Genomic DNA, 23,672 nt, shown 5'->3' on the forward strand with positions numbered 1-23,672 from the left:
CCAACTGATGGAAAAGAGGATATTGATTGTTGACGATGACGCTGCTATACTGGAAGTACTTAACGAGGCGCTGGGCAGCGACGGCTTTAGTGTAAAAATGGCTGAGGGCGGAGACGACGTTTTTAAGCTGATTGACGAGTACCAGCCCGACCTGGTGATTATTGATTACATATTGAACGGCATTAACGGCGGTGAGATATGCCACCAGATTAAAACCAACGGAAAAACCAGCTATCTGCCGGTGATTATTTTGTCGGCACATCCAAGGGTAATTAGCTCTTTGGGTTATTACAACTGCGATGAATTTATAGCAAAGCCGTTTGACCTTGATTATTTATTAAACAAGGTACACGGCCTGGTAGAGCATGCCAGTACTAAATAAAAGAGAGATTTCAATACCATCATACCAATGAATCAGACATCATGTATAAACAAAGTGCTTTTGGTAGGACACGTTTACGACGACGCTAAGTGGCTTAAAGTAGAAAACCAGCAGTACCTGTATTGCCAGTTGGTTACCCAGGAAACGATCAGTAAAAAAGAAGGCCCGCATATGGAGTACCATCAGCTGCTGGTACCCGGAACCATCGTAAACTCTGAAGTAGAGTTTGCAAAGGGTGGGGTACTATATGTGGAGGGCAAAGTACAAACAACAGCCTTTAGAGATGCTAATGGTGTTAAGCGATACAACACCGAAATTTTGGTAAGCCGCTACAACACCATGAACAGTGTTTTGCAACCTGTAGCTTAAAACTTAAAAGCAAATTTATTTTAAAATAGCTGTTTTTATTGCTGCGATTTGGTGTGGAATTTGAAGCAGAGTGTATGTAAAAACGGCTTAAAAAGTGTGACCAGGCGCTTTTTCTAAAGTTTGACGCTAATTACCAAACATGTGTTCAAATTGCATGGGCGCAAAAAAAGCTGAACACTTTTAAACACTGTCGGCTTTTTTAGACAAGCTGTTTTAACCAGGGACTACATTGATATTACCCACAAGAGAGCCTCAGATTGTATGGTCTGAGGCTCTCTTGTTATCAGGGTTTAGCCCATGTTTGCCCGGGTATGGAGGGGTTAATGTCGAACTTCTGATATCGGATAGTCACCCGCTGATTACCGGAAGTGGTTATCTCTCCAAAGGGGATAAGCACGCCACTAACGTTACGGAAATCAGAATAGGCCGAGGTAGTTACCGTTTGTTCGCCCTGGTCTGCAGAAGCAACCATCCGCGACTGGCCGTTTATGATAAAGGCATGCCGCTGGCCGTCTTGTTCAGCTATTATGCTGTAGCCTGCGTTCGCCGGCTTTATACTTTTGATCTCCATTGCCTTAATAGCTGATTTCCGCAACCCCAGTATGCCCGAGCTAAAGCTTCCTCGCATCTCAGCCAGCCTTACGGCAGGCAACGAACTTGTTTTCCCTGCAGCCCATTTCCAGCCCTCCCCGCCTTCAACCTGTTCTACCTGAACTAATTTGCTCGCCTGGCGTACTTCCAGTCTTGCACGCTTATGTACAACATCAAGGTAGCCGTTTACCTGCAGGCCTTGCATGCTTGCTACAAAGCTTGCGCTTGTAACAGCATCAAGTGCGCTGCCGCCATGTACGGCATTGGCTTTTAGTAATATGCTTTTTGCGTCGGTCGTTTCGGCCTTCTCTTCTCCTGCTGTATTGTTGTTACCGGCTTTGCTGCTACTCGTGCTTTCTTTACCGGCCTGTGCACTAACCGGCCGTGACTTGTCTTTAACAAAAAAGATATCGCCGTCTATAACAGCCATTATTGGTTTATACCCGGGGCGGCAAAAAAAGGAATGTACCTCTTTAGCACCATTATCGTAAGTAAGTGTAAGTACCCCTTTGCTAATTTTATAAGTACCTCTGCCGCTTGTTTTGCGGCTGCCACCACCACCAATATTATCGCCTGAAATAGCTGTGGTTGATTGGCTATTGCTAGCAAAATTACCTCTGCCATCAAAATAAAGCCCTTTGTTGGAAAAGCTGCCTACATACGTCATCCCGCTACTGCCGCCACCCATACTGCTGGCGCCGGTAAATTCATAATTACCCGGGGGGATACTGCTGTCTGTTGGCTGCTTAATCAAATTAAAGCTTCCTGCATTCAGGTCGCCATCTTTGTCTATGGTATATTGCGCTACATTTTGCTTCCCTTCGCGGTTTAACGATACAGTATGGCCGCTTATGGCGTATCGGCCTGTTACACGGGTTTGCCAATCGGGTTTGTCGAGGTCGTCGGTATACGTGCCGTTAGGCCTAAACAGGACAACAATATCATTACGGTTCATTCCACCGCCCATTACGGTTGATAGCGTTAATTCAACACCGGCGTAAACACCGTTTAAAGTTTTAGGCTGTGCGCAAGCGGTGCCGCTGTACAATAGTATAAACAACAAACCACATCTGATCATCGTCTTCATAGCAAGGCGTTTGAATGTGCAATTACAACAAGCTAAGTCATTTACTTGTTTGAGTGTTGTTGATCAATTAGTTACACGCTTTGCTTAACGCGTGGGAAAGAAAGCGTATGCTATAGGCATTAAACAAAAAAAGGCTTTCTTATTCAGAAAGCCTTTTAACTTTTGTAGCGGGAGCAGGACTCGAACCTACGACCTTCGGGTTATGAGCCCGACGAGCTACCAACTGCTCCATCCCGCATTGTTTTTGTTGTTTACATAACGGTCATAACCTCCGAAATGTTTGTTCCAATTATCAAAAAAGCAATCTCGCTTTGTTTTTAATTGGACTGCAAAGATATAATTCGTTTCTTTGCAGTCCAAAAATATTTTAATTTATTTTTTTATGGCGCATAAAGCAGGTTTTGTAAGTATAATTGGTAAGCCCAATGCGGGTAAATCAACCCTTATGAATGCTTTGGTGGGAGAAAAGATGTCTATCATCACCCCAAAAGCACAGACAACGCGCCATAGAATATTAGGTATTGTTAATGAACCCGACTACCAGATTGTGTTTTCTGATACGCCGGGGATCATTAAGCCACACTACGCGCTTCACGAAAGCATGATGCACCAGGTAGAAGGTTCAATAGAGGATGCCGACCTGATATTGCTTGTTACAGACATTAAAGAAGAGTACGACGAGCAGGATGTTTTGAAAAAGCTGGAACGCTCGGACGCACCTGTGGTAATACTTATTAATAAGATTGACCTCAGCAATGAGGAAGAAGTAAAAGAAAAGGCTGCTTACTGGCAGGAAAAACTTCAGCCAAAAGCAGTGTTCGCGATATCTGCCCTGCATGATCATAATATAAAAGCCATAATAGATTTTATATTAGAGTACCTACCTGAGCATCCCCCATATTATGAAAAGGATGCTTTAACAGACAGGAACGACCGTTTCTTTGCATCGGAAATGATACGTGCACAGATACTGAAACAGTACAAAAAAGAAATTCCTTACAGTGCAGAAGTAGTTGTAACAGCATTTGTGGAAGGTGAAAAGTTGCACCGTATAAGCGCTGAGATCATCGTTGAGCGCGATTCGCAGAAAAATATACTTATTGGCGAAGGCGGAAAAATGCTGAAGATTGTTGGCACCTACGCTCGTCGGGACATGGAAGAGTTTTTCCAGCGAAAAGTATTTTTGGAAATGTTTGTTAAGGTTATTCCTGACTGGCGCAGCAAGAAAAATTATCTGAAGAAGTTTGGGTACGAATAGGTGCAACAGAATCAAGATGTAAGAATCACGATTCAAGATGAAAATAAATAATGAATTCAATAATTAAGATTGGATGCCGACTTTTGTAAAGTTGTCCTGATTCCTGACTCTTAATTCACTCTCAATAATCATGAGTAACATAGTAGCTATAGTAGGTCGCCCGAATGTTGGTAAATCTACCCTGTATAACCGCCTTACTGAAACCCGTAAAGCCATTGTTGATGACTTTAGCGGCGTAACACGCGACAGGCACTACGGCGTGTCTGAATGGACCGACCATAAGTTCACCGTGATTGACACAGGCGGCTATGTCGCGAACTCTGAAGATGTTTTTGAAGCTGCTATACGCGAACAGGTTATCATAGCCATTGAAGAGGCGAGCGTAATTTTGTTTATGGTGGATGTTACTACGGGTATTACCGATTTGGATGACGAGATAGCCACCTTACTACGCCGCAGCCAAAAGCCGGTATTTGTAGTAGTAAATAAGCTGGATAACAACAGCCAACTGGCTGATGCTACTGAGTTTTACAGCCTGGGCCTCGGGGAGATCTATACTATATCGTCTATGACGGGATCAGGTACCGGGGAATTGCTGGACGAAGTGGTTAAGCACTTTGAGAACGTGGAACTGGAAGAAAACGCCCGCCCTAAGTACGCCATTATTGGCCGCCCTAACGTTGGCAAATCCTCAATCATAAACTCATTAATTGGTGAAGAGCGTAACATAGTTACACCGATTGCAGGTACCACCCGCGATTCCATCCACATACATTTTAACAAGTACGGGCATGATTTCATGCTGATTGACACCGCAGGTTTGCGTAAGAAAACCAAGGTGAAAGAAAATATCGAGTTTTATTCGGTGATGCGTACTATAAAAGCGCTTGAAGAAGCAGATGTCGTGATCATCATGATCGATGCCGTTGAAGGTTTTGAAGCGCAGGACATGAACATTTTCCACCTGGCAGAAAAGAACAAGAAGGGCATTGTTATAGTAGTTAACAAGTGGGACTTAATTGAGAAAAACAACAAAACCGTTAAGGTTTTTGAAGAAACCATACGCGAGAAAACAGCACCTTTTACCGATGTGCCAATCGTATTTACTTCTGTAACCGAGAAGCAGCGTGTGTTAAAAGTTATCGAAACTGCTAATCAGGTCTATTACAACCGCGCACGAAAAGTGCCTACCTCAAAACTTAACGATGTAATGCTGCCGATTATTGAGAAATATCCGCCGCCATCTATCAAGGGCAAGTACGTTAAGATTAAGTATGCTACGCAGATCGCCGGAACATCGCCTATGTTCGCATTTTTTTGCAACCTGCCGCAATATGTTAAAGAACCATATTATCGTTTTATAGAAAATCAACTTCGTGAGAATTTTGAGTTCTCGGGTGCACCAATTCAAGTCTGGTTCAGGCAGAAGTAAAAGCGGCATTATACATTATTTATAGCGATGGTTATATTATCGCTATTTTTGTTTGTAGACGATCCTGACGCTTAAGCTATAATTTTTAGTATTTTTACTTAAGATTATGCAAGCTACTTCTAACAAATACAACGATAATTTTCAAAAAGCCCTTGCGGGACTTAATCCCGAACAATTGGCGGCTGTAAATAAAATGGATGGCCCGGTATTGGTGGTTGCCGGCCCTGGTACGGGTAAAACGCAGATATTGGCGGCCCGTATTGGTAAAATACTGACCGATACAGATGCCCGTCCGAATGAGATCCTTTGCCTAACTTATACCGACGCCGGAGCTGTAGCCATGCGCAAGCGCCTGTTCCAGTTTATTGGTCCGGATGCGTATCGTATCAACATCTACACTTTTCACGCTTTTTGTAATGACATTATCCAGGAGAACCTGGAGTATTTCGGCAAGCTAAACTTAGAAGCCCTGTCTGATCTTGAATCTGCAATGCTATTTCGTGAACTGGTTGATGAGTTTGGGAATGATCACCTGTTGAAGCGCTTTACCGGCGATATCTACTACGATGCGCCGCGGCTAAAAAGCCTTTTCTCCACCATGAAACGTGAGAACTGGAGCCGCGACGTAATAGAGAAAGCTGTAAAAGAATACCTGGAAGATTTGCCAAACCGCGAAGAGTTTATATATAAACGAGCTAATGCAAAAGCAGGGATAAAAATAGGCGATCCTAAGCAGAAGGAAATAGATAAGGCACACGAGACCATGAGCAAGCTGCTTGCTGCGGTAAGCGAGTACGATAATTACATCGCTAAAATGAAGCACCGCGGCAGGTATGACTACGACGATATGATCATGTGGGTGCTAAAGGCTTTTCGCGAGAACGACGAGATATTGCGCAAGTACCAGGAACGGTATCAATACATATTGGTAGATGAGTTTCAGGATACCAGCGGATCACAAAATGATCTGTTAAGGTTTTTGCTAAACTATTGGGATACGCCCAACGTTTTTGTGGTAGGCGATGATGATCAATCGATCTTCAAGTTCCAGGGTGCTAATATGAAAAACATCCTTGATTTTGCAGGCGACTATGTAGATACGCTTTATACGGTGGTACTAAAGCATAACTATCGCTCAAATCAGCACATTCTCGATATCTCTAAAGCGCTTATCAACAATAACCGCGAGCGCCTTACCACACAGTTAAGGTTGGATAAGAACCTTAGGTCGTCACATCCCCGCTTTGACGAGTTGGTTGTAGAGCCAATGATTAAGGAATATGAGAACCCCGCCCAAGAGCTGGTTGATGTTGCCATGCAAATAAAGCGGCTGGTGGCTAAAGGTATTCCTCCGGGTGAGATTGCTGTAATATACCGCAATCATAGCCAGGTAGAAGATTTGCTCACCTTTCTGGAGTCGGAAAAGATAGCAGTAAATACCAAGCGCAAGATAGATGTGCTCAGCATACCGTTTGGTGAGAAAATAACTAACATCCTGCGCTACCTGGCCATGGAACTTGATTCGCCTTACAGTGGAGACGAGCTGCTTTTCGAAATCCTGCATTACGACTTCTTCAACATTCCGCCTATCGAGATAGCAAAAGCTAGCGTAGCGGTATCAAAAGCCAACTTTGCTACAGTACGTAAGGACGAGCCAGTTACTAGTCTGCGCCGCTATATACACGAGTTGAGGGTGAACCCCCAGACCGATCTGTTTGGTACACAGCCAAACTTGCCTATGAAGTACCTTATCAATAATATTGATGAGTTGCTTAGCTCGGCCGTTAGTATCACGCTGCAGCAACTTTTCCAGGAGGTGATCTCCAAGATGGGCATTTTAAAGTACATCATGCAGCAGCAGGATAAAGGCACGCACATGCAAATGCTTACCAGCTTTTTTGATTTTTTGAAAGACGAAAGCCGCAAGAACCCGGAAATTAAACTTGCTGATTTAATTGCCACTATAGAACTGATGAAGAAGAATAACATCAGGATGGAACTGAATAAGACCATTTTCAGCGAAAATGGCATCAACTTCCTTACAGCACATGGTTCAAAAGGATTGGAATTTGAGCACGTCTTCTTTATTGGCTGCGATAAAAAGACCTGGGACAGTAAAGGTCGAAACAGCGGCTTCAGCTATCCCGATACATTAACCAGTGCTAAATCTGACGAAGAAGCACTGAAGGAAGAAGCCCGCCGTTTATTTTATGTAGCCGTTACCCGGGCTAAACAATGCCTGAATATATCCTATGCGGCAAAGGACGCCAAAGGTAAAGACCAGGAAGCATCGCAGTTTATAGGAGAGATACTGGCAGAATCGCACTTGCAACCTATGTACCCCAAAGTTGCAGAGGATGACATGATAGGCTTCATAGCTACACAGTTTAATCCTGAAGATAAACCGGTTGTAGAACTGCTGGACAGAAACTACATTAATCAATTGCTACAGAACTATACTTTGTCAGTTACTCACCTGAGCAACTACCTGGATTGCCCGTTGAGGTTTTATTTTCAATGTTTGATAAGGGTACCTTCAGGAAAAAGTCCGTCGGCCACTTTTGGTCAAGCCGTGCACTGGGCCTTGAACAAGGCTTATCGCAGGTTGCCCGAATTTGGTAACGAGTTTATGCCGACAGAGGAGTTTTTAAAAGAGTTTCACTGGTACATGTACCGCAACCGCGACTCTTTCACAAAAGCAGATTTCAAGTTGCGTGTGGATTACGGAGACAAGATATTGCCGGCTTATTACGAATTGAATGCACCTAACTGGAACAAGGTTGCGGTAACCGAACGCAGTATAAAGAATATTGAGGTGGAAGGCGTGCCGATAAAGGGGAACCTGGATAAGATGGAGTTTGACGGGAAAGATGTAACCGTGGTAGATTATAAAACCGGCCGGGTGCGCAACGCCAAAGATAAACTGCTGCGACCAACAAACGACAACCCTTATGGTGGCGATTACTGGCGCCAGGCTGTATTCTATAAAATTTTGGTTGATAACGACCGCACAAACGAATGGCAGGTAGTAAATACCGTATTCGATTTTGTTGAACCGGTCAACGACGAGTACTTTAAAGAAAAGATTGTCATCTCTCCGCAGGACATTGAAGAAGTAACAGGCCAAATCACCTCTGTTTATCAAAAGATAATGAATCATGAGTTTGATAAAGGCTGCGGCAAAAAAGAGTGTGACTGGTGCCACTTTGTAAAAAGCAATTTTAAACAGCCGGGTAATATTTTGGAGACAGTGGAAGGTGAGGATGCCAATTAATTAAATTGCCCTATGAAAAAGATTGCCACTCTGCTATTAACGTTTATCGTCTTCTCTGCTTCGGCACAAACTGTTGTTAAACAGGATGCAGGTATTAAGCAAATGGTAGATGGGGTATCGGCAAAAAACATTGAAGCTATCGTACGTAAATTGGTAAGCTTTAAAACCCGGCATACGCTAAGCGACACTACCAGCAAGACTACGGGCATAGGTGCCGCACGAAACTGGATAAAAGCAGAGTACGAGCGATACGCGGCAGCATCAAATGGCAGAATGAAGGTAGAGTTTGATGCTTTTGTACAGCCACAAGGCCGTAGGCTTACTAAAGCCACTCCGATGAAGAATGTACTGGCAATACTTAAAGGTACCGATACTGCCGATCACCGGATCTATATTATTTCTGGCCACTATGATTCACGGGCAACAAAGGCAATGGATTCTGCTTCGTTTGCGCCGGGCGCTGTTGACGATGCGTCGGGTACAGCCGTTTCCATGGAACTTGCTCGCGTAATGTCAAAGCGTTCTTTCCCGGCCACAATAATTTTCATGGCGGTTGTTGGTGAAGAACAAGGGCTTTATGGGTCTGCCAATGTAGCTAAACGTGCCAAAACAGAGGGCTGGCAGGTAGATGCCATGCTGAACAATGATATAGTGGGGAATACTTACGGCATGGAAACAGGGCTAAAAGATAACCGCAGTGTACGTGTTTTCAGCGACGGTGTGCCGACTGCCGCTACCGAAAAGGAGATTGCCGCACTAAAGTCGTTAGGTGGAGAGAATGACGGAACGTCCCGCCAGTTAGCCCGCTATGTGAAAGAAACAGGCGAGCGCTATGTAGATCAGCTGGATGTAAAGCTCATTTACCGAACAGATCGTTATCTGCGTGGTGGAGACCATCTGCCATTTCTTGAGCAGGGCTTTGCAGCCGTACGTATTACTGAGATGAACGAAGACTTTAATCGCCAGCATCAGGACGTGCGAAAAGAGAACGGTACCGAGTACGGCGACTTGCCCGACTTTGCAGATTACGAATACATACAAAAGGTAGCAAGAATGAACCTTTCGGTGTTGGCTAACTTAGCCCTGGCCACCGCACAACCGCGGAATGTTGGTATTATCACAAGTGACCTCACGAACAAAACAAAGCTTAAATGGGATGCGCCAAAAGGAAAAGCTCCTGCAGGTTATTATGTGCTGATGAGAGAAACGATCAGTCCGTATTGGGAAAAGAAGTTTTTTGTGACGGATACCAAAGCCGAGCTTGGTTACTCAAAAGATAATTACCTGTTTGCCGTACAAGCGGTGGATGCAGCAGGTCACGAGAGCTTGCCCGTGGTTCCGAAACCTGTGAGGTAATAGTTAAGTGGTTTGTAAAAGCCGATAAACAAGGAGAGCGGACTAAATGATCCGCTCTTCTTGTTTGGTGATGTCAATGTAAATAAAAGCATTCTCTAGTTATCACTTTACACTCCGGCGTTGTACAATGTAATATCCAAGTACAAATACCACTATCGATATAATGACACTTACGTATACGTCTTGGGTGAAAACATCTATAACCAAGTCGTTGGCTTTGCCTTTATTGGTCTTGATCATTGTTTTAAGTGCGCCAATCGGATGCGAATAAGGGAAAAGGTAAGCATATTGCCAGTTATTAGAGGCAAGGATTACTCCCGTAATGGTTGCCACAAAGCCTAACCCCATGGGTTTTAAGAAGTCGCTCCAAAGTAAGCTAAGCAAAAACTGTATAGACAATATGCCAAGTGCAGAAAGGAATAGTTTGAAGTACACCTGTGCTATTTCGGCCTCCATGTGATATTCGTTGAACTTCAACTCCGGCTTTAAAACACTTAAAAAGTTGCCAAAAGCTATAGTAAATACAACAAATAGCGTGAGGCACAAAAAGATCAAAAACAGAGCATAGAAATATTTAGCGCTGTATACTGCCCATCGCGAGATAGGCAGGCTAAAGATGGTCTTCCAGGTATCGGCTTTGTGCTCCACGTTATTTACTGAGTAAGCAATAAATATGGTGAACATAGGCAATAGCAATGAGCCCATGCTGCTTAGGCTAACTGCGGAGAACTGCACCCACAGTGTCATTGCCGGGGACATAGCAAATTTTTCGCTCTTGGTAAAAAACGCCAAAAAGGCAAGAATGCTAATAAGAAGCGGCAGTATTACAGCACCCCAAAAGCCAGCGGTTTTGCGGCTCTTATAAAATTCAGACCGGAGTGATAATAAAAATCCTTTCATCGTGATCAGGCTTTTTGAGTTATGGACAGGAATAGGTTTTCCAGGTCTTTATGTTGTTTATTAATGCTGTACACGGTAATGCCCTCGCGGTTAAGCAGCGCATTTATATCTCCCATTTGCTTCTTAGATATAAATGGAACGGTAAGGCTTTCGGTGTTAATGGCCGAAACAGTATAGCCATTTTTGGTAAGCAAGTTGCCCGCGTCCGCAGTGTTTTCTGTTTCAATGAATACCTGTGGCTGACTAATTTCTTCCAGATCAGTGATGCTTCCCTGGAAAAGCATCTCACCATTATTTATGATACCTACATGTGTAGCCATCCGTTCTATCTCGCCAAGCAGGTGGCTGCTGATGAAAACAGTTTTGCCGTGCTCACGGGTGAGGCGCATAAGCAGTTCACGTATCTCTATAATTCCATTTGGGTCAAGGCCGTTGGTAGGCTCATCAAGAATCAACAGCTTCGGGTCGCTTAATAGTGCAAGTGCAATGCCTAAGCGCTGTTTCATCCCCAACGAATACTGCCTGGCTTTTTTGCTGGCCGCATTGGTAAGTTTCACCAATGCCAGCATTTCATCAACACGTGCTTCTTTTACCCCGAGGAGCATGGCACGGTTAATAAGATTTTCGCGGCCGGTTAGGTGCCCGTAGATAGCGGGCTGTTCAATAAGCGAGCCAATTTTAGAGAGTATATCTATCCGGTTGGTTTGCAGTTCCTGCTCAAAAATAAAAATGCTGCCTTCATCTGTTTTGAGCAGATTAAGCAGCATTTTGATGGTAGTGGTCTTGCCGGCGCCATTAGGCCCCAGGAAACCGTAGATGCTTCCTTCCGGTACTTGCAATGATAGTGCTTTAACAACCTGCTGGCTGCCAAAGCTGAACGATAACCCTTCGGTGCGGATTACCATACGTTTTCTTTAGATATTGATGCAACCGTTTTTACCAGTGCAACGCCTTTAAAGAAAAGCGATTTAGCCTGAGCAGCAGATGTATGAGCAGCAGTAAATTTTTCAGTTTTTTGTTCGAACTGGTAGCTTACCCCCATTATGATGGCAAATAATACAGGTGCCAGCAGTAAGATAAATGGGTTTGAATTGGAAACTAACTTTTTCATTGTGTGATTGATTTTGATACTACAAAGGAATACTAAATGCACTGGGTACTAAAATCAATTAGACCAACAGCCACTAATTGTAGATGAACGCCAGTTTTAGTGATTAAACCCTGTTCATCGATTTTAAAAGCCAGTTGGTCGAATAATGAGTTGTTACCTGTATAATATACGAAGCATTTCGAAGCTAAATATTACTTTAGTTGCGGTTAGTACGTATCTATAGTTAATGAAAAAAAGCTGGCAAATATTCTGGCATGTACTTTTTTGGATAGGCATAATCTCCTTTTTTATGTTTATTGCCCATAATAATGCGCGTATGTCCGTGCAAACCATTGTTGTTCTTTTTGGTGTGTTTGGGCTTATTAACATCAGTATATTCTACATTAATTACCTGGTGCTGATACCTCGTTACCTGGATGTTAAAAAGTACAAGACCTATACACTTGCGCTCGTAATTACAGTTATTGTGTTTGGGTTAGCCAAATACGGGGTGGCATTTGCCTTTAAGCATGATGTGCTTATGCGCATGAAGGACAAAGTAGTCATCGGCTTTTGGTCGTATTTTACCAGCACGATATTTACCACCCTTATCTTTATTTTCCTGAGCACGGTTCTTAAGTTCACTATCGACTGGTTCCTGAACGAGCGTGTGCAGCGTGATCTCGAGAATCAGCGACTTAGTGCCGAGTTATCCTTTCTTAAATCGCAGATCAATCCGCACTTTTTATTTAACTCTCTTAATAGTATTTACTCGCTAGCGTATCAAAAGAGCGACACAACGCCCGAAGCTATTCTAAAGCTATCTGAAATAATGCGGTATATGCTTTATGAGTGTAATGATAACAAGGTAGACCTTGCCAAAGAACTGCAGTACCTGCAAAACTATATCGACCTGCAAAAAATTCGTTTTGGTAACAAGGCGTTTATTAATTATGAGGTTAACGGCGAAGTTACCAATCAGCAGATAGTGCCGCTGTTGCTTATATCTTTTATAGAGAATGCTTTTAAACATGGCGTGGCTAATGATCCGTCATCGCCAATTACTCTTCGGATAAACCTCACCGATGGTCACCTGTACTTTTTTGTGCAGAATAAAAAGCACAGCCACAACCGCGATGCATCCGGCGGGATAGGGCTTATAAATGTTCGTCGCCGGTTAGATCTCCTGTACCCATCTAAATATAATTTAGAAATTAGGGACGAGGACGACACTTACACTAGCCAATTATCATTAGTTTTATAGCCATGATTAAATGCCTTGTAGTTGACGACGAGCCGCTGGCCCTCCACATACTGGAAGACTATATCTCCAAAGTGCCTTTCCTTCAGCTGGTAAAAGCAACCACTAACCCCATAGAAGCACTTACCATGGTGCAGGACGGTAGTATTGACCTGGTTTTTCTTGACGTGCAAATGCCCGAACTCACCGGCATACAGTTTCTCCGTATCGCCAATGGCAAAACAAAAGTTATATTAACTACAGCATATCCGCAGTACGCGCTGGAAGGGTACGAGCTTGATGTGATTGACTACTTGTTGAAGCCTATTGCTTTCGACAGGTTTTACAAAGCGGCGCAAAAAGCGCAATCAATTATCTGCCCGGTTGCCAAACCGGTTGCGGTAACGGCAGAGCCTGTGCAGCAGGATGATTTCATGACGGACTTTATATTCGTGAAAACAGAGCATAAGATCCAAAAGGTTTACCTGCACGATATCTTATTTATAGAAGGATTAAAGGACTACGTTTCGATTTTTACACCCGGCGAGCGCATTATCACACTCCAGGGTATGAAAAAGATGGAAGATGCATTGCCTGATAGGCATTTTATGCGTGTACATAAGTCCTATATTGTTGCCATCAATAAAATAGATAGTATAGAGCGCTCACGGATTTTTATAGGCGACAAGATCATCCCGGTGGGCGACACCTATCGCGACGAGTTCTTCAGAGTAATTGACGGGAAGAATATCTAGCGTAATTGATGCTGCTCCCCCTTCAGGGGGTTGGGGGGGGTAAGAGGTTAGGGTGCTCATTATCCTTATTTCTTTTGGATAATAATTATTTATCCTGTTCGGCAATAGCTTGGCCCATCCAAGGGCATGCCCCTCGTACGTCATCAAACTCCATCCTTTATTATTGGAGACTATATCAATATTGTCCCGGCGCAAGTATTGTATCGCCTGCTCCTTGTTTAACGGGGTAGATAATACAGCATTCTTATTAATAAGTAAACTGAGTGCCAACTCGTGATCGGGAACGAGGTCTTTACCGGCAAGCTTACCAATACGCACGCCAGACTTCTTTATATATAAATGCCGGTGCAGCAAGTTCAGGCTTTCTTTATGCTCGCGGTTTATGGCCAACCAGTCCTCAGCTACCTTAAACAGGTAAAAACTATCTGGATTCTCAAGGTAACTATTGACCTGGTCCATTTCTTTAGCAGGTAACTTTTGCTGGGCATTGTTTTTGTAGTTGCTTTGCCCGGCGCTGCTTTCGCGCTTACGCAGGCAGGCTGCAAATAAACCTTCGCCCTGAACCTTGCCCGGGTAAAACCGGTATCCCCATGCTTTTGCGTTTGGCGATTGCGTTTCTACAATACCCCACTCCTTATATATAGGTATACGTACGGTCTCCAATTCAAATGTTGTGCATAGCCAGTCCAGTATATCTTCATTTTCCTGGTGCGAGTAAGAGCAGGTACTATATATAAGGTAGCCGTCTTCTGTAAGGGCCGGATAGATGTCTGCCAGTATACGTTCCTGCCGTTGATGGCAAAGGTTTACATTTGCTTCGCTCCACTCGCTCATGGCATCGGGGTCTTTCCTGAACATTCCTGATCCTGAGCAAGGGGCATCTACCAATACCACATCAAAAAAGTTTTTTAATGGGGAGTAATCCCGTGGATCGTTATTGGTAACTATTACGTTGCTCGTTCCCCACCGGCTTAGGTTATCAGTTAATATAGGTACGCGTGTTTTTATAATCTCGTTTGCCACCAACAGATCACTGCTTTGCAATGCCGAATTAAGCAACGTGCTTTTTCCACCTGGCGCTGCGCAAAGGTCAAGCACCTTTATGGGTTCGTCCTTGTTTGGCCTTATAGTATTTAATATATGGCCGATGAACATTGATGACGCCTCCTGTACATAATAACATCCGGCGTGAAACAGCGGGTCATATGTAAAAGATGGGCGGCTATCCAGGTAAAAACCATCTGTACACCAAGGCACCTGTTGCCCTGTTTTGGTTTTAGATGGTTTAAATGGATTAAGCCTGATGGAGGTTAAAGATGATTCAGTAGCATGTGCATCAACAAAATTCTGTATTTCGAAGCCCCGCTCGCCGGCTAACGAATCTAAAAAGTGCGGCGGAAAGATGTTTTTTTCCATATCAACATCAAACTTACACAAAAAAGCAGCTCCTTTTTCCGGCGTTTTCAGAAGCCGCTTCGAGCTAGATGTGGCTTTTTACGCGTTTTTAGGCCATTTTTTCGAGATGGAGAACTTAGTTTGGCGCCCATGTAGGCCTTGTTACAACAGTAATTGGGGTTGTTTAATATTAGTTTACAACGAGTTATGTTTTGTTTTAATTATTTTAAAATTCTTTTGTGTTGAGAGGGTGTTTCTCTTTACATTTGTATCCGCTCAAATAGAAAGGGCGTCGTTTTTTGAAGGTTTAGCAAATAAAAATTAGTTTAAGAAAAGTGAAAAAATCACTTGACAGGAGTTAAAATTATTTGCACCTTTGCACTCCGCAAATGAGGCAACGAAATTGCGGTAGTTAATTGAAATAAGGAAACGGAAAAGGGCAAAAAAATTAAAAAATAATTTTTGCAGAAATAAAAAACTTTTCTACCTTTGCAGTCCCAAAACGAGGGAGAAAAAATCGGAAACGAGATTTGAAAAATAACGTTAAAAAGCCGGAAGCGATTTCCGGGAAAAACAAAAGATTAAAGTTAAGCGTCGCAATGATGCAATAACATAAATGCTGAACCGCGAGGAGAAGCGAAAAGTTCTTAAAGAGATTAGAAGATTAGAATGCAGCGTAACGGTCCCACGGGATTAGTTATACTGAAAAGAAGAAGCTTGAAGAGCGATGGGATAATGTAAGAGAATATTTTTTTTACAGATTTCTATTGATTGAGTTTAATAGGGTCTGGATACAAACAACACATTTTACAATGGAGAGTTTGATCCTGGCTCAGGATGAACGCTAGCGGCAGGCCTAATACATGCAAGTCGGACGGGATTTGGGAGCTTGCTCCTGATGAGAGTGGCGCACGGGTGCGTAACACGTATGTAACCTACCTTGTTCAGGGGGATAGCCTCTCGAAAGAGAGATTAACACCGCATAAAATATCGATGTGGCATCACAATGATATCAAATATTTATAGGAACAAGATGGGCATGCGGAACATTAGCTAGTTGGTAAGGTAACGGCTTACCAAGGCTACGATGTTTAGGGGATCTGAGAGGATGACCCCCCACACTGGTACTGAGACACGGACCAGACTCCTACGGGAGGCAGCAGTAAGGAATATTGGTCAATGGGCGCAAGCCTGAACCAGCCATGCCGCGTGCAGGAAGACGGCCCTACGGGTTGTAAACTGCTTTTGTACCGGAATAAACCCTTTTACGTGTAAGAGGCTGAATGTACGGTAAGAATAAGGATCGGCTAACTCCGTGCCAGCAGCCGCGGTAATACGGAGGATCCGAGCGTTATCCGGATTTATTGGGTTTAAAGGGTGCGTAGGCGGCCTATTAAGTCAGGGGTGAAAGACGGTAGCTCAACTATCGCAGTGCCTTTGATACTGATGGGCTTGAATACACTTGAGGTAGGCGGAATGTGACAAGTAGCGGTGAAATGCATAGATATGTCACAGAACACCAATTGCGAAGGCAGCTTACTAAAGTGTGATTGACGCTGAGGCACGAAAGCGTGGGGATCAAACAGGATTAGATACCCTGGTAGTCCACGCCCTAAACGATGAATACTCGATGTTGGCGATATACGGTCAGCGTCTAAGCGAAAGCGTTAAGTATTCCACCTGGGGAGTACGCCCGCAAGGGTGAAACTCAAAGGAATTGACGGGGGCCCGCACAAGCGGAGGAGCATGTGGTTTAATTCGATGATACGCGAGGAACCTTACCCGGGCTTGAAAGTTAGTGAATAGAGCAGAGACGCTCTAGTCCTTCGGGACACGAAACTAGGTGCTGCATGGCTGTCGTCAGCTCGTGCCGTGAGGTGTTGGGTTAAGTCCCGCAACGAGCGCAACCCCTATGTTTAGTTGCCAGCATGTAATGATGGGGACTCTAAACAGACTGCCTATGCAAATAGAGAGGAAGGAGGGGACGACGTCAAGTCATCATGGCCCTTACGTCCGGGGCTACACACGTGCTACAATGGGCAGTACAGAGGGCAGCTACCTGGCAACAGGATGCCAATCTCCAAAAGCTGTTCACAGTTCGGATCGGGGTCTGCAACTCGACCCCGTGAAGTTGGATTCGCTAGTAATCGCGTATCAGCAATGACGCGGTGAATACGTTCCCGGGCCTTGTACACACCGCCCGTCAAGCCATGGAAGCTGGAAGTGCCTGAAGTGCGTAACCGCAAGGAGCGTCCTAGGGTAAAGTCGGTAACTGGGGCTAAGTCGTAACAAGGTAGCCGTACCGGAAGGTGTGGCTGGAATACCTCCTTTCTGGAGCATTATCCCAAACTTTAAGCAATAAGTATTCTTTAAGATAACAGCACTGAAAGGCTGTTACCTGCATTAATTTTCTAAATAAGATCTCAAAAAAAACAACCCGGAAGATGAAGCCATCATGTGGTGCGCCATACGAGTGGCAAGATTGTAGGTAAAAGACAGTCCTGTAGCTCAGCTTGGTTAGAGCACTACACTGATAATGTAGGGGTCAGCAGTTCAAATCTGCTCGGGACTACACATCTGAAAGGGGGATTAGCTCAGCTGGCTAGAGCACCTGCCTTGCACGCAGGGGGTCAACGGTTCGAATCCGTTATTCTCCACCACACCCACCGTTTCCTGAGAGGGATAGGATATAATGCAAGTTATGATAGCGATATCATATTGGGTAAAGTTCTTTGACATATTGGAAGAAGTAAAATGAAAGAGAAGACAACAGTAGGGAGTCTTTTCTGGACGATGAAGCGAGTAGCAATACGAGCGGAATTAAAAGAGAGACATCTCGAATAATAAAAACGTATCGTGCCGAGCAAAAGCGGCAATGATATTAGAAGAAAGTAAGAAAGGGTACACGGGGGATGCCTTGGCTCTCAGAGGCGATGAAGGACGTGATAAGCTGCGATAAGCTGCGGGGATTAGCAAATATAAATTGATCCGCAGATTTCCGAATGGGGAAACCTAACTATTTGAAGAATAGTTGCATAAATGCGCAAACCTGCTGAACTGAAACATCTAAGTAAGCAGAGGAAGAGAAAACAACAGTGATTTCCTGAGTAGTGGCGAGCGAAAGGGAAGAAGCCCAAACCATATATGTTACGGCATATACGGGGTTATAGGACCACAACATGAATATTAAAATGAACCGGAAGGGCATGGGAAGGCCCACCATAGAGCATGAGAGTTGCGTACGGGTAAGTAATAATAGGATAGTGGTATCCTGAGTACCGCGAGGTCGGAGACGCCTTGTGGGAATTTGCCGGCACCATCCGGTAAGGCTAAATACTCCTGAGAGACCGATAGTGAACCAGTACCGTGAGGGAAAGGTGAAAAGAACCCCGAACAGGGGAGTGAAATAGAACCTGAAACCGTGTACTTACAAGCGGTCGGAGCAGACTTGTTCTGTGACGGCGTGCCTTTTGCATAATGAGCCTACGAGTTACTCTTCCCTGGCAAGGTTAAGTGTTTAAGACACGGATCCGAAGCGAAAGCGAGTCTGAATAGGGCGTATAGTCAGGGGAGGTAGACGCGAAACCTTGTGATCTACCCATGGGCAGGTTGAAGGTGCCGTAACAGGTACTGGAGGACCGAACCGATAAACGTTGAAAAGTTTCCGGATGACTTGTGGGTAGGGGTGAAAGGCTAATCAAACTGGGAAATAGCTCGTACTCCCCGAAATGTTTTTAGGAACAGCGTGGTGGTAAAGTTATACAGAGGTAGAGCTACTGATTGGGTGCGGGGGAGTCAAATCCTACCAAATCCAGACAAACTCCGAATGCTGTATAATATACACTGCAGTGAGGCTATGGGTGCTAAGGTCCATGGCCGAGAGGGAAAGAACCCAGACCATCAGCTAAGGTCCCCAAATTAACGCTAAGTTGAACTAACGAGGTCCGATTGCACAGACAGCTAGGATGTTGGCTTGGAAGCAGCCATTCATTTAAAGAGTGCGTAACAGCTCACTAGTCGAGCGATCGGGCATGGATAATAAACGGGCATTAAGCGTTATACCGAAGCTATGGATTACACTTTTAGTGTACTGGTAGGGGAGCATTCTACATGCGGTGAAGCAGGAAGGACAACTGACTGTGGAGGGTGTAGAAAAGCAAATGTAGGCATAAGTAACGATAAGGCGGGAGAGAAACCCGCCCACCGAAAGACTAAGGTTTCCTGATCAACGCTAATCGGATCAGGGTTAGTCGGGGCCTAAGGTGAAGCCGAAGGGCGTAGCCGATGGACAACTGGTTAATATTCCAGTACTTTTTATAACTGCGATGCGGTGACGGAGTAGTGACACTGACGCGAACTGACGGAATAGTTCGTTAAAGGCCGTAGGTATAGGTTTGGTAGTTAAGTACGCCAGACTTGCTGAAAGCTGATAGTACACTGAGCCTTCGGGTAAGGTGATAGTTCAGGTAATCAGACTTCCAAGAAAACCCGCTAAGCTTCAGGTTATAAAAACCCGTACCGTAAACCGACACAGGTAGTCGAGGAGAGAATCCTAAGGTGCTCGAGTGAATCATGGCTAAGGAACTCGGCAAAATGGCCCTGTAACTTCGGGAGAAGGGGCGCTGGTAGCAATATCAGCCGCAGTGAAAAGGCCCAGGCGACTGTTTAACAAAAACACATGGCTTTGCAAAATCGAAAGATGACGTATAAGGCCTGACACCTGCCCGGTGCCGGAAGGTTAAGAGGGGATGTTAGTCGCAAGGCGAAGCATTGAATCGAAGCCCCGGTAAACGGCGGCCGTAACTATAACGGTCCTAAGGTAGCGAAATTCCTTGTCGGGTAAGTTCCGACCTGCACGAATGGTGTAACGATCTGGGCGCTGTCTCAGCCATGAGCTCGGTGAAATTGTGGTATCGGTGAAGACGCCGGTTACCCGCAACGGGACGGAAAGACCCCATGCACCTTCACTACAACTTAACATTGATATCGGATACAGGATGTGTAGGATAGGTGGGAGGCTGTGATCCTGCTTCGCTAGGAGTAGGTTAGCCAACGTTGAAATACCACCCTTTCTGTATTTGGTGTCTAACCCGATAATGTCGGGGACATTGTTTGGCGGGTAGTTTGACTGGGGTGGTCGCCTCCAAAAAGGTAACGGAGGCTTTCAAAGGTAAGCTCAGTACGCTTGGTAACCGTACGCGGAGTGCAATAGCATAAGCTTGCTTGACAGTGAGACAGACAAGTCGAGCTGGGTCGAAAGACGGATATAGTGATCCGGTGGTTCTGCATGGAAGGGCCATCGCTCAAAGGATAAAAGGTACGCTGGGGATAACAGGCTGATCTCCCCCAAGAGCTCATATCGACGGGGAGGTTTGGCACCTCGATGTCGGCTCGTCACATCCTGGGGCTGGAGAAGGTCCCAAGGGTTGAGCTGTTCGCTCATTAAAGTGGCACGCGAGCTGGGTTCAGAACGTCGCGAGACAGTTCGGTCCCTATCTGTTGTGGGCGTTGGAAGTTTGAATGGGGCTGACCTTAGTACGAGAGGACCGGGTTGGACTAACCTCTGGTGAATCTGTTATGCCGCCAGGTGTACTGCAGAGTAGCTACGTTGGGAATAGATAAGCGCTGAAAGCATCTAAGTGCGAAACTAGCCATGAGATGAGACTTCCTTATAGGATCGTAGCAGACTACTACGTTGATAGGTTACAGATATAAAGGTGGTGACATCAAAGTCGAGTAATACTAATTATCCGAAGCTTTCTCTAACAGAAGAATTTGCTGTTGTTTTCTCTTACAGATTACTTCTTTCAATAATATGTCATTGTTTGTTTAGTGAACAGTAGCATCAAGCGGTTAGTATAACTGCAAACTGCAACTCAAAACTGCAAACTATTAAAATATTCAGGTGCCTATATCGGCGGTGTCCACCTCTTCCCATTCCGAACAGAGAAGTTAAGCCCGCCAGAGCCGATGGTACTGCAGTAAAATGTGGGAGAGTAGGTCGGTGCCAAATCTTAAAGTTAAACCCCCGTGCGAAAGCATCGGGGGTTTCTTTGTTTATAAAAGGTTCTTTACCTGTCAGTCTGAGCCCGTCGAACACCCTACCCCCTGCCAAATGGTTCGACAAGCTCACCACGACAGGTATATTAATCCGGTTGTCAGTCTGAGCCTGTCGGAGACCTGTACCACCTTCCTTTACCTGTGCCGCATTGCAATGGTTCGACAAGCTCACCATGACAAGTATATTAACCCGGCTGTCAGTCTGAGCCTGTCGAAGACTTGTACGCCATCGAAGACCCTTCCCAAACTATTTTTAATTAAAACTTAAAATCTCCTGCTTTCGGCATTGGTTTTGACCTATCGTGTTTACAAAACAAAACTACCATGCAAACTTCAAACACTTTTAACCTCACCGACGATAACCACACCGCTACTTATCCCGGTGCTGAAAACCCATTTTCGGTGCCGCAGGATGCCGACTTCTCTTCCGGTGCCATGACTGACGCCGAGGATGACGACCTGTTCGACGATGATGAGGACGATCTGGATGATACCGAAACAGCTGACCTGGACGACGACCTGGATACCGACGCTGATCCGCTGGCTGATGTGGATGCCGATGACGACTACATTGACGTGGACGACGAAGACGAGCCCGAAGACGATGGCGGCCTGAGCGACCGCGAAGATGTTGACGATGACGACGACAGCACAAGCGGCAGCCGCTTCTAAAACAATACAATTCACTAAAACTACCAGGCGCCCTTCATCTGCACAGATGAGGGGCGCTTGTATTTAGGGCACTATCGCCTATCTTTAGGGGCATGATCCTGAAACGCTCCTGGGCCTTATTCTATCTCCTGCTGGCATGCCTTAGCCTGGCGTTCCAGCTGTTGGGTTACCTGGCGTTTAACGTGTTTACGGCAGCGCTCGCAAGTGTAGCGGCGGCTTTAGCGGCAAACCAGTTCCTTATACTATTTGTGATGGGCCTGGCTTCGTACATCCTCATCATTGGCCTTTGCCGGGTACTACGCAACGCGGCCGAACCATTGTGGATCCGCCTTACCGTTATAGCCATAATTGCCCTGCGCATTACCTGGCCGGTGGTGTATGTGCTCACGGTGCAGCGCTACTTTGCCGTACCCGGGGGTATGCAGGGCATGCTTATCCTGGGTATCTTAACAAACACCTGCATGTATGCGGCGTTCTTTTTTGTGCGCAGCAAACCCGTCCGCAGCTATTACCGCGCCTTTGCCGTACTCGGCACGCTTACCCTGTTGCTGCCCTACGCAGGCCGTTACGCCGCCGAAAACTTTAGCATACACTGGCTGCCCCAAACTGCCGACGTACCCGCCCTGCTCACCAACATCCCGCTCATCCTCCTCTTCCTGCGGCTTTACACCAGCCCCATACCCGCGCCCCTGCACCCAACCACTTCAACGGGCATATAACCGCCATACAGCCCCTGAATAGTACACATCCCGATGCTGCCTCCTCAAGCACCAACTCCCGCGCAAACCATTGCCGAAACACCATCCAGAACATTTTTCTTTTGAAAAGGTACTGCACCACTCCGTACGGAACGGCAGCCCCGCTATGCGCTCATACGCGCACAGGCCTTAGCCACAAGGCCGGTACCCGCTGCTATCGGGTTTAGGTAGGATTGGTAGTGCTAAGATGTTGTCGAATCGTTTACCTGTCACCGAACCACAAGCAGGGACGCTTGCGGTAGCGAGGGTGGTAGGCCGAGCGTTGAGGGATAACTAATGGCTAGTTATCTTTGTCAAATAAACTTAATGCAAGGTCGATGTCATCAAACCGTCTGACTTCCGTAACCTGTCGAAAAAACCTTTTCTTGGCACTAATAGTCCTTTCCAGATATTCTTCAGACCTCTCCTGAGCTGATTTGTTTACAGCAATACCAAACACATGTCCTAGTAGTTCAAATTCAAAAAAGTCTTCAGTAAATATTAAGTATTTAAAGCTGTCGCTGAAGAATAACTGTGGGTTTTTGATCCAATCTTCTGATATCATTACTGCACCTATTAGTCTTTCGAAGTAATAGAGAGGGTAGTCGCCTTGATCCCTTAAGCAGAAATCCCTAATGAAATCATATTTTTCATCAAAGCCATTTTCATTTTGGCGTTCTGTTTCTTCAAGGAAAATTTTATAAATTCCTTTTTTTAGTTGGCGAGCTATGTTAAATTGAAATTTTGGAATGATGTCATAGCTTGGCTTAATAGAAATTTTGCCCCTTTTAAAATCTACGTTGAAGTATATCGATTTAAACCGTGCTAGTGCCTTGTTTTTCCCTACGTGCCCTAAACTTGAAAGTAATCGTGCCCTAGTTATGTTAAAGGTTTCCTTAATAACAGTTTCTACTGGCGGAGTTTTGTTGTTGTAATTACCAAAAAAGCTATTGCAAGTGTCACAAACATTTTTGCATGTCTTTTGCCCACCTAAGCTTTGTGGAATAGTGTGCGCTATTTTTAGAAACGAGGTTTCTTGTTCCGTACCGCGACACCAAATACATTGTTTCATTG

The 23,672-nt window shown here is 45.0% G+C and carries 16 protein-coding genes, 3 tRNA genes and 3 rRNA genes; 15 read left to right on the plus strand and 7 right to left on the minus strand.

The annotated features are described in order from the left end of the window. Window positions 1–7: 7 nt before the first annotated feature. Window positions 8–382, plus strand: coding sequence for a response regulator (locus AC59GT_RS00675; protein ID WP_497235850.1), 375 nt, complete (start codon window positions 8–10; stop codon window positions 380–382). 27 nt (window positions 383–409) lie between these two features. After that, on the plus strand, window positions 410–751 hold the full coding sequence (locus AC59GT_RS00680; protein WP_497235851.1) for a single-stranded DNA-binding protein: 342 nt from the start codon (window positions 410–412) through the stop codon (window positions 749–751). 283 nt (window positions 752–1,034) lie between these two features. Here the strand turns inward: AC59GT_RS00680 and AC59GT_RS00685 are convergent, their stop codons facing one another. Then, window positions 1,035–2,429, minus strand: a complete 1,395-nt coding sequence (locus AC59GT_RS00685) for a hypothetical protein (protein ID WP_497235852.1) — start codon at window positions 2,427–2,429, stop codon at window positions 1,035–1,037. Between the two features lie 165 nt (window positions 2,430–2,594). After that, window positions 2,595–2,667: transfer RNA gene (locus AC59GT_RS00690), tRNA-Met, on the minus strand. A gap of 144 nt (window positions 2,668–2,811) precedes the next feature. Between AC59GT_RS00690 and era the strand changes: the two genes are divergently transcribed. The 4 genes from era to AC59GT_RS00710 all read left to right on the plus strand — a co-directional run bounded on the left by era (window position 2,812) and on the right by AC59GT_RS00710 (window position 9,749). Beyond that, window positions 2,812–3,687 (plus strand): GTPase Era, encoded by an 876-nt coding sequence (era, locus tag AC59GT_RS00695; RefSeq protein ID WP_497235853.1) that lies wholly within the window; start codon window positions 2,812–2,814, stop codon window positions 3,685–3,687. Window positions 3,688–3,817: 130 nt separating this feature from the next. Then, window positions 3,818–5,119, plus strand: a complete 1,302-nt coding sequence (gene der, locus AC59GT_RS00700; RefSeq protein ID WP_497235854.1) for a ribosome biogenesis GTPase Der — start codon at window positions 3,818–3,820, stop codon at window positions 5,117–5,119. Between the two features lie 106 nt (window positions 5,120–5,225). Next, window positions 5,226–8,393 (plus strand): ATP-dependent helicase, encoded by a 3,168-nt coding sequence (locus tag AC59GT_RS00705; RefSeq protein ID WP_497235855.1) that lies wholly within the window; start codon window positions 5,226–5,228, stop codon window positions 8,391–8,393. A gap of 12 nt (window positions 8,394–8,405) precedes the next feature. Beyond that, window positions 8,406–9,749, plus strand: a complete 1,344-nt coding sequence (locus AC59GT_RS00710) for a M20/M25/M40 family metallo-hydrolase (protein ID WP_497235856.1) — start codon at window positions 8,406–8,408, stop codon at window positions 9,747–9,749. A gap of 102 nt (window positions 9,750–9,851) precedes the next feature. Here AC59GT_RS00710 and AC59GT_RS00715 read toward each other — a convergent pair whose 3' ends face one another. The 3 genes from AC59GT_RS00715 to AC59GT_RS00725 are packed head-to-tail and all read right to left on the minus strand — an operon-like array spanning window position 9,852 to window position 11,760. After that, the gene (locus AC59GT_RS00715; RefSeq protein WP_497235857.1) at window positions 9,852–10,649 is read right to left on the minus strand and encodes an ABC transporter permease; all 798 of its coding nucleotides are present in this window, start codon (window positions 10,647–10,649) and stop codon (window positions 9,852–9,854) included. Window positions 10,650–10,654: 5 nt separating this feature from the next. Next, entirely contained in the window at window positions 10,655–11,554 is a 900-nt protein-coding gene (locus AC59GT_RS00720; protein ID WP_497235858.1) for an ABC transporter ATP-binding protein, read from the minus strand. Beyond that, entirely contained in the window at window positions 11,548–11,760 is a 213-nt protein-coding gene (locus tag AC59GT_RS00725) for a hypothetical protein (protein WP_497235859.1), read from the minus strand. Before AC59GT_RS00725 ends, AC59GT_RS00720 begins: the two co-directional genes overlap by 7 nt. A gap of 226 nt (window positions 11,761–11,986) precedes the next feature. Between AC59GT_RS00725 and AC59GT_RS00730 the strand changes: the two genes are divergently transcribed. Next, window positions 11,987–13,003: a sensor histidine kinase gene (locus AC59GT_RS00730; protein ID WP_497235860.1), complete on the plus strand. Its 1,017-nt coding sequence runs from the start codon at window positions 11,987–11,989 to the stop codon at window positions 13,001–13,003. A gap of 2 nt (window positions 13,004–13,005) precedes the next feature. Then, window positions 13,006–13,734 carry a LytR/AlgR family response regulator transcription factor gene (locus tag AC59GT_RS00735; RefSeq protein WP_497235861.1) on the plus strand — a complete coding sequence of 243 codons (729 nt, stop codon included), beginning with the start codon at window positions 13,006–13,008 and terminating at the stop codon, window positions 13,732–13,734. On the opposite strand, the gene AC59GT_RS00740 is transcribed toward AC59GT_RS00735, so the two are convergent. Then, window positions 13,645–15,150 carry a methyltransferase RsmF C-terminal domain-like protein gene (locus tag AC59GT_RS00740; RefSeq protein ID WP_497235862.1) on the minus strand — a complete coding sequence of 502 codons (1,506 nt, stop codon included), beginning with the start codon at window positions 15,148–15,150 and terminating at the stop codon, window positions 13,645–13,647. The two genes, AC59GT_RS00735 and AC59GT_RS00740, sit on opposite strands and share 90 nt — an antisense overlap. A 788-nt stretch (window positions 15,151–15,938) precedes the next feature. Here AC59GT_RS00740 and AC59GT_RS00745 point away from each other — a divergent pair. The 7 genes from AC59GT_RS00745 (at window position 15,939) to AC59GT_RS00775 (ending at window position 22,580) form a co-directional block, all read left to right on the plus strand. Then, window positions 15,939–17,460: ribosomal RNA gene (locus AC59GT_RS00745) — 16S ribosomal RNA — on the plus strand. 166 nt (window positions 17,461–17,626) lie between these two features. Further along, window positions 17,627–17,701: transfer RNA gene (locus AC59GT_RS00750), tRNA-Ile, on the plus strand. 11 nt (window positions 17,702–17,712) lie between these two features. Then, window positions 17,713–17,789: transfer RNA gene (locus AC59GT_RS00755), tRNA-Ala, on the plus strand. A gap of 225 nt (window positions 17,790–18,014) precedes the next feature. Then, a 23S ribosomal RNA gene (locus tag AC59GT_RS00760) occupies window positions 18,015–20,894 on the plus strand. Between the two features lie 136 nt (window positions 20,895–21,030). Continuing rightward, window positions 21,031–21,142, plus strand: a 5S ribosomal RNA gene (rrf, locus tag AC59GT_RS00765). Together the 16S, 23S and 5S rRNA genes with 2 tRNA genes alongside form the textbook arrangement of a ribosomal RNA operon. A gap of 371 nt (window positions 21,143–21,513) precedes the next feature. After that, window positions 21,514–21,861 carry a hypothetical protein gene (locus tag AC59GT_RS00770; RefSeq protein WP_497235863.1) on the plus strand — a complete coding sequence of 116 codons (348 nt, stop codon included), beginning with the start codon at window positions 21,514–21,516 and terminating at the stop codon, window positions 21,859–21,861. Between the two features lie 92 nt (window positions 21,862–21,953). Next, window positions 21,954–22,580: a hypothetical protein gene (locus AC59GT_RS00775; protein WP_497235864.1), complete on the plus strand. Its 627-nt coding sequence runs from the start codon at window positions 21,954–21,956 to the stop codon at window positions 22,578–22,580. Between the two features lie 319 nt (window positions 22,581–22,899). Here the strand turns inward: AC59GT_RS00775 and AC59GT_RS00780 are convergent, their stop codons facing one another. After that, a complete protein-coding gene (locus AC59GT_RS00780; RefSeq protein WP_497235865.1) occupies window positions 22,900–23,670 on the minus strand; it encodes an HNH endonuclease in 771 nt (256 codons plus the stop codon). Window positions 23,671–23,672: the final 2 nt, after the last annotated feature.

Source organism: Mucilaginibacter sp. 320_HR (assembly GCF_059691875.1).